Source organism: uncultured Jatrophihabitans sp. (genome assembly GCF_964244045.1).
Lineage (GTDB): Bacteria > Actinomycetota > Actinomycetes > Mycobacteriales > Jatrophihabitantaceae > Jatrophihabitans.
In genome coordinates this window covers 1-7,561 of record NZ_CAXTHK010000064.1, presented here as the reverse complement: position 1 = coordinate 7,561, position 7,561 = coordinate 1, and the positions used below count along the sequence as shown (strand labels likewise).

The window sequence follows — 7,561 nt, the reverse complement described above, 5'->3', positions numbered from 1 at the left end:
ACACCGGTCACCACGATCAGGAACCCGACTTACACCACTCGGCGGGACTCTCCCCTTCCTGCGCGAGCTCGAGGCTTCTGGTCAGGTCTTGAAAACGGTGCGCGACGGGCAGGTGACAGCACACTGCCCGGCCCACGACGACCCCACACCCTCGCTCACGATCACCAGGGTCTTCGGTCGGGTGCTGATCATCTGCCGTGCCGGGTGCCCACCGGAGTCGGTCGTGGCGGCGCTGGGCATGACCATGGCGGACCTCTTCGATGACAAGAGGGGCGTCCAATACGAGCCGTACGCCGATGGGCGAGTGGTGCGGCGGCGGTACGACCCGAAGACCGGCAAGAAGACGTTCACCCAGAGTGGCGCGAAGTCCACCTCGGTGCTCTACCGCGCGGAGCGTGTTCGCGCCGCAGTGGCGGCGGGCGAACACTTCCTGGTGGTCGAGGGTGAGCAGGACGTCCACAGCTGGGAGATGCTGGGAGTCACCGCGACCACCAGCCCGGGCGGAGCAGGGGCCTGGAAGAAGGTCGACTGCACGCCGTTGTACGGCGGCAACATCACCGTGGTGGCTGACGACGATGTAGCAGGCGAGCGATACGCCAACGACGTCCGCGCGAGCCTGGCGGGCCGCGCCACCGTGGCCATCACGAAGGCCAAGGTGGGCAACGACAGCACGGACCACATCCTGGCCGGCTACGGGGTCGCAGACCTGGTCCCGTTCGAACTCCCTGTCGAGACGGCAGCCGTACCGCGTGCCCGAAAGTTGGAGGTGACCTGGGCCAGCTCGATTCAACCCGAGAAGGTCGTCTGGGCCTGGGACACCGACGGCCTGGGCCGAATCCCGGCCGGCGCACTGTGCCTGGCAGCCGGGCGTGAGAGCACCGGCAAGTCCAGCTTCGGCATCTGGCTCAGCGCCCAGATCACGACGGGCCTGCTGCCGGGGTCGCTGTACGGAACGCCAAGGGGCGTCCTGTACGTCGCCGTCGAGGACTCCTGGAAATACACCATGGTGCCGCGACTCATTGCCGTCCGAGCCGACCTGGACAAAGTCGGGCGGGTCGACGTCGCCACGTCGGGCGACGAGGAACTGATGCTGTCCCTGCCGATGGACCTGCCCGAGCTCGAGCGCGTCATCCGCGCGAACAACGTCGGCCTCGTCGTACTCGACCCGCTGATGAGCATGATCGGCGAGGGCATCGACACCCACCGCAACCGCGAAGTACGCGAAGCCCTCGACCCGCTCGCCCGGCTGGCGGACCGGACGGGCACCGTGCTCCTCGGTATCGCGCACTTCAACAAATCCAGCGGCACGGACGCTGCTTCACTGATCTCCGGTTCGGGGGCGTTCAAGGACGTGCCCCGCTCCGTGTTCGGCTTCGCCCAAGATGATGACGGCCGGGTTATGACCCAGGTCAAGAACAGCCTCGGCCGGGACAACTTGCCGTCCCTGGCCTACGAAATCACCGCGGTCGAGGTTGAAGTGCTCGGCGGCCGCACCGAGGTCGGCACCTTCACCTTCGCCGGCACTTCGACCCGCACGGTGGAGGACGTGCTGCGCGACTCCCGCACAGGCGACGACGACCTGTCCGAGCGCACCGAGGCCGCCGACTGGCTCGTGCGCTGGCTCACCGATCAGGGTGGCGAAGGGCTCGCCGCTGATGCGATCGGCGCCGCGGAGGAGGACGGCATCGCCAAGAGGACCCTGCAGCGGGCACGCGCTCGGGCCAAGATCACGAAGCACAAGGACGGCTTCCGGGGCTCGTGGATCTGGCGGTTACCCACCGAAGATGTCACCCAAGGTGCCGTAGGCGCCACCGTCGAGAAGCTGGCGTCTTCGGCACCTTCGTCCGCGTTGCCAGCACAGCAGGAGCCGGCCAACGTGCACACGCGCGCCGCATGGACACCTGACTCTGGTCTTTGCACGCGATGTGGTGCGCCGACCACGCGGTACGGCGATGGCGGAAGCCCCCTGTGCGCCGACTGCGCCGGGGCCCCGATCACCGAGCCCGAGTCCCCAGCCGAAGTTACGGAAGCACCTCCTGGTCGCCGTGGCGAGCAGGAAGGGGGCGCGGCACCCCAGGCGCTGCCGCTCGATGTCCCGGAGGCCAAGCGGGTTTGCCGCGACTGCGGACACGACCGCCTTCACAGTGACGAAGCCTACGAGCGCGGTACCTGCATCACCTGCTTCACGAAGGCGACCGCCGGGGTGACGACGTGACTGCCGAGCCTGCGCTGATCTACCGGGCGGTCCACCTGGGCAATGGTGACCGTCTCGCAGAGTGTGTCGACACCGATGGTGACGTGAGCTTCTGGGTCGTGCGGCCGCTTTGTGCTGAGCATGAGCAGGCTGCCCGGCACGGATCGCTGACCGGCTCCAGTCACGAGGTCCTGGGCCCGTTGCCCCCTGGCCTCGCTCAGCGCCTGCGTGAGTCACCGGTTCGGTGCGGGCGCCCGCGGCGCGACGGCCGGGCGTGTCGGTCAGAAGTGGTTCGAGTCGGTGCGGCTTGTCGCCACCACGTAGTCGCAGACTCAGCCCGCGACCATTGCGCTGGAGCGTGACCACGCGCCTCGGTGTGAACGGTTGCCGCGCAACCCGACGGCCAAGTTGCCGGGGGATGGAGCGTCGATCTTGCCCATCATGATGAACGCGATCCCGGCCACTGTGGCCCACGTACGCCGGCTGCCTGGTGGCCTCTTTCTGTGTGTGGAGGTGGCAGACGCCCTGGGCGTCTCGCCAGCCACCGTGCGCCGGTTGGGTGAGCGCGATCACGATGGGCTTGGCCCGACCCACGAGACCTGCTTCGGTCGGATGCGGCTGCTGCTTTACGACGGCGATGCGGTGCAGCGCCTGCACGACCACCTTGGCCAGCACCGAGCGGCCTGCGGTCAGCCCCGCCTCTGGAACGAGGGCGAACGTAGATCCCGACGTGCCGCGCACAGTGCTGCCGGTTACCGCCGTCGCCGTGCTGCGCAGCTCCGCGCCCGTGGTGACGAAGACGGTGCTGCTCGAGTCGGGGCCCACGCGCATCGCCTGGTAACTGCATTGCGCGCTGAGCATGCCGCCCGGGTGCAGTTGACCCGGCGGTGCGACGTGACCGCACCGGAACAATGAGAGGTATGCAGCTGGCTGTCGTTGAGCAGGACCACGGCCCACAGCACGCGGTTGAGGTGCTTGCCCGGGATCGTGCAGAGCAAGCCCATTGCCTGCACCTGTCCGGGCTGCCGTGGACGGACACCGCCCGCGAGACCGGCTACGCCTCCGGCCGGGTGGCCGCACTCGCTGTCACTGCTTGGCTCGAACGGGTCGCGGTCGAGCAAGGTCCTGAGCACCGGCGCCAGGCCCTGCAACTCGAGCTGGACCGCCTGGACGCCCTTCAGGCCGCGTTCTGGCCGGCCGCGCTGGAGCGGGACCGGCACGCCGCGGACGTAGTGCTGAAGGTCATTGCCCGCCGAAGCAAGATCCTTGGCTTCGAGAAGTCGGATGAGTCGCTACTTCCCGCGCCCCGCACCGTTCTCGTAGGCGGCACCACCGAGGAGTACGTCGGCACCCTGTAGGCGCTGATAGCTGGCGACGTGCCGGCCGGGGTCTGATGAGCATCGTGCCAAACACCATGGCCACGAAGCCCACCGTCGCGCCGGTCCTGGTGGTGAACGTGTGGCACGCCTGCTCCCCAGGGCAGTAAAAGTTACGTCGGCCACCGCCATGGAAAGGCGGTCCTGGTCGAGTCGTGCCGGGCGGTGCGCCCGTGGCGAGATGCCGTCGACGCTGCTGTGCGCGATGCCATCGTGCGCGAGCGCTGGGTGCGGCTGGATGGCCCGGTCGCGGTGACGATCGACTTCTTCCTCGCGCGCCCGACGTCGGCACCCAGGAGCCGGGTGCTCCCCGACCGGCGCCCGGACCTGGACCTGGACAAGCTGGAACGATCGACCCTGGACGCGCTGACCACCGCCGGTGCGTTCGAGGATGACGCCCGGGTGGTGCAGATGCAGTCGCGGAAGCTGTACGCCGCCACCTGGACGGGCGCGCGCATCACGGTTACCGCCGCGTCCTGACCACGCCGACCGCTATCGCCCGGCGGAGCGCAATCGCCTGCCATCGGGCTTCGACGGCCCGCTTTCATCGCCGGCCATGCCGGAGATCGTAGGTGTCGGCGAGGCTTCCAGCCTTGTGCAGCCCAGGCCGTAAGATCGAACATGTGGGCGATACTGACTGGAGCGATGGGCTCGACGAGGCGCAGCTCGAAGCGGTCCTGCACGGCAAAGACCCGCTGGTGGTGATGGCCGGTGCCGGCACGGGCAAGACGCGCATGCTGACAGCTCGGGTGGCGCGGTTGTTGGAGTCAGGCATGCAGCCGGAGCGCGTGATGCTGTTGACCTTCACCCGGCGGGCGGCCGCGGCGATGACGTCGCGGGCGGCGGCGCTGTGCGGTGACCCGCGGGCCGGGCAACGGGTCTGGGGCGGCACGTTCCACGCTGTGGCGCATCGGCTGATCAGCGAGTACGCCGGCGCCCTCGGGCTGTCGGCGGTGACCCTGCTCGATCCCGAGGACGTCGTGGGGTTGATGGATCTGTTGCGCGAGGAGCACGGGTTGACCGGCACCGACACCCGGTTCCCGTCGAGCGCGAAGCTGGCCGAGCTGTTCTCCCGCGCGGTCAACACCGGCCGACCGGCGCGCGAACTCCTCGCTGAGGAACTGCCCGACTTCACCCACCAGAGCGATCAGATCGTGAGCCTGTTCCGAGCCTTCATGGCCCGTAAGCGCGAACGCGGTCTGCTCGACTTCGACGACCTGCTTCTGTGCTGGGGCCAGCTGCTCGATGATCCGGTGATCGGTGCGAAGCTGCGCCGCCGCTGGGACTGGGTGCTGGTAGACGAATACCAGGACGTCAACCGCGCCCAAGTCGACATCGTCACCCGGCTGCGGCCCGACGGGGCCGGTCTGACCGTGGTCGGCGACGATGCGCAAGCAATCTACGGATTCCGAGGCGCCAGCGGCGCGCACCTCACCGACCTGCTCGACCGGCTGCCCACCGCGACGCTGGTGCGGCTACAGCGCAACTTCCGGTCGCTGCAACCCATCCTGGATTTGGCGAACGTCGTTCGCCCGGGCGAGGGCGACACCCGGCTTCAGCTGTCCGCAGACCGTGCCGCGGGCCGAGCGCCGAAACCGGTGTTGGTGCACTGCGACGACGCGGACACGGAGGCCCGCATGGTCGCCGACGCCGTGTTGGACGCCCAGCAGAACGGTCAGCCGCTGCGCGAGCAGGCCGTGCTGATGCGGGCCGGCAGCCACAGCAAGGCGCTGGAGGTCGAACTCGCGGTGAGGAACATCCCCTTCGTGAAGTTCGGCGGCATCCGCTTCCTGGACACCGCCCACGTCCGCGACCTGGTGGCCGCGCTGCGCGTCACCACCAACCCCCGCGACGAACTGTCCTGGTGCCGGCTGTTGTGCCTGCACCGCGGCATCGGCAAGGCCAACGCACGCGCGCTCACCCCGATGCTGCTGATCGACGAGCCGGACACCAACGAGGTGATCGCCGCGGCGCCGGACAAGGCCCGCACCGCGCTGGCCTCCACCCTCACCCAGCTCACCACCGCCCGCACCACGACGGTGCCCACCGACCGCGCTGCTGCCTGCCTGGCCGCAGTCCGCCCGCTGCTGCGTGTCCGCTATCCCAACTGGCACGCGCGGATGGAGGACGTCGAGCGCATCGCCGAGGCGGCCGCGACCCGCGCCGACCTCGCTGCGTTCGTCGCCGAGCTCACCCTTGACCCGGGCTCGTCCAGCGCGGACTACGCCGAGACCCCGCACAAGGACGAGGACTACCTGACCCTGTCGACCGTGCACTCCGCCAAGGGGTTGGAGTGGGAATCGGTGCACCTGCTGCAGGCGGTCGACGGGGCGTTCCCCTCCGACATGGCGTTGTCCGACGACCACGGCCTCGAGGAAGAACAGCGGCTTTTCTACGTCGCGGTCACCCGGGCCCGCGACAACCTGACGATCTACGCACCCACCCGCATGCCTGTCGACTGGAACGGTTACCGCGCCCGCCAGATCCACGCCAAGGCCAGCCGCTTCCTGACCGAGGACGCGCTCGCCACGTTGGACACCCATGAGGAACCCACCGCCATAGGCGTAGTGCCGGCGGTGCAGGTACAGACGCCTCGCGTTGCCATTCCGACGCTCGACCACCTTTTCGGCTGATGGACGCGACTAGGTCAGCCGCGTCGCTTGCCGAGAAGGCGTTTCGGGCTGGGCTCGTCAGGCAGCTCGTCGGAGCTGTGGCTGTCCGGCGCATAGGTGGGGCCGTCGGTGCCAGGGAAGTACGCGGTGATCTTGAAGCTGTGCGTTCGGGTGCGCTTGACCTCGACGCCCAGGCTGAACCCGAGTTTCTTCAATCCTGCGGCGACCTGGGACTCGGCCTGGAAGTCAGCCGAGCTGTCGATCTCAATGGCCACCATCGTGGAGCGGTTCTTGAGCACGCCGAGACGTGCCGCTTCGAAGCCCGCCTCGCTGGGCCACCTCAACGGCGCGGGGTCTTCTGGGGGTGAGCCAGCTCCCCGGTGGTGGAAGTTGGTCTGAGTGTTGAGCCCCCGCTGGCCGCCGAACTGCGCTCTGATCTTGCCGAACCGGCCGGTCACCTCGGCAGCGCGTGAGTCGCTCTGCACGCTCCGGCTGACGATCTCCGACGCGCCGAGCATCTGCATGATCCGCACTGCCTCGTTGAACTTATCGTTCACGATTGTTTCGTTGAACTGCGCAAAAGGAATGAGGGTCTTGGCGCTGAGCGGATGTGCGATGTACACGATCTTCTGGCTCGCCGGGCCGGCTGGGAACTGGTACTCGCTCATCTGAGCGGTGGGAAGCTGACTGAGGCCCAGCTGACCGGCGTTTTTCTTGGGCTCCGAGTCAGAGAAGACCACCATGGCTGCCATGGATGTCCACCACCTTCAGTTGTTGCTGTCGTACCGACCAGTTGATGGAACGGTGCGGGCCGGCTGTGTGGGTGTCGTCAGCTGCTGACCTTGGCAAGGTAGTCGTCAGACTCGGCCGACCACACCTGCGTCCACTCCTCGGCGCGTTGGAAGTTCATGCGGTTGAGGTTCCACGTACCCATTGCGCGAATGAGAAGCGCCTCCATGTCTCGAACAGCGTGGTCTGCCGGCAGTGTGCGGTCCCGCTTACCGGCAGCTTCGTGGTCCGGGCTGTTCAGGGCTTGCTGAACGTCGGACACTGGTGAGCAGCCGAACCATGAAAATCGCTCCCAGTACCGCCAGTGGTCGTCATCCGTATGCTCTGCCAGACGCACGCCCAAGCCTCGACTCGTGGCGATCCCTACGTAATACGGGCCGGTATTGCTGTACAGCACGTACAGACCCCGCTGATCCCACAAATTTGCCACCCGTAGCTTGGGGTTGACCTTGCCGCGACGGCCGAGAAGTAGCCTCCTATGTCCCCTGCCGGGGGTCCAGTGGACCTCGTTGCGCTCCCAGAACAGGCCGTAAGTGCGGGTTGTGCCCCGCGGGGTGGTGTAACTCGTTCGCGTGCAGTTCTGCGTTGTT

At 67.8% G+C, this 7,561-nt stretch carries 5 protein-coding genes and 1 pseudogene; 4 read left to right on the top strand and 2 right to left on the bottom strand.

The annotated features are described in order from the left end of the window. The 4 genes and pseudogenes from ACFFC4_RS21805 to ACFFC4_RS21790 all read left to right on the top strand — a co-directional run. Window positions 1–2,215: AAA family ATPase (locus ACFFC4_RS21805; RefSeq protein ID WP_375504798.1), on the top strand; the 2,215-nt coding region annotated here is incomplete at its 5' end. Window positions 2,216–3,114: 899 nt separating this feature from the next. Further along, on the top strand, window positions 3,115–3,552 hold the full coding sequence (locus tag ACFFC4_RS21800) for a hypothetical protein (RefSeq protein WP_375504796.1): 438 nt from the start codon (window positions 3,115–3,117) through the stop codon (window positions 3,550–3,552). Window positions 3,553–3,690: 138 nt separating this feature from the next. Beyond that, a pseudogene (locus ACFFC4_RS21795) lies at window positions 3,691–4,050 on the top strand (RusA family crossover junction endodeoxyribonuclease); the annotation flags it as partial. Window positions 4,051–4,193: 143 nt separating this feature from the next. Further along, entirely contained in the window at window positions 4,194–6,203 is a 2,010-nt protein-coding gene (locus ACFFC4_RS21790; protein WP_375504794.1) for an ATP-dependent helicase, read from the top strand. 14 nt (window positions 6,204–6,217) lie between these two features. Here the strand turns inward: ACFFC4_RS21790 and ACFFC4_RS21785 are convergent, their stop codons facing one another. Both ACFFC4_RS21785 and ACFFC4_RS21780 read right to left on the bottom strand, forming a co-directional pair. Beyond that, on the bottom strand, window positions 6,218–6,934 hold the full coding sequence (locus ACFFC4_RS21785; protein WP_375504792.1) for a hypothetical protein: 717 nt from the start codon (window positions 6,932–6,934) through the stop codon (window positions 6,218–6,220). A gap of 77 nt (window positions 6,935–7,011) precedes the next feature. Further along, window positions 7,012–7,561: GIY-YIG nuclease family protein (locus ACFFC4_RS21780; RefSeq protein WP_375504790.1), on the bottom strand; the 550-nt coding region annotated here is incomplete at its 5' end.

Coding starts and splice junctions, on each gene's coding strand:
- ACFFC4_RS21800 (WP_375504796.1), top strand. CDS start 3,115: ATGCAGCTGGCTGTCGTTGAGCAGGACCACGGCCCACAGCACGCGGTT.
- ACFFC4_RS21785 (WP_375504792.1), bottom strand. CDS start 6,934: ATGGCAGCCATGGTGGTCTTCTCTGACTCGGAGCCCAAGAAAAACGCC.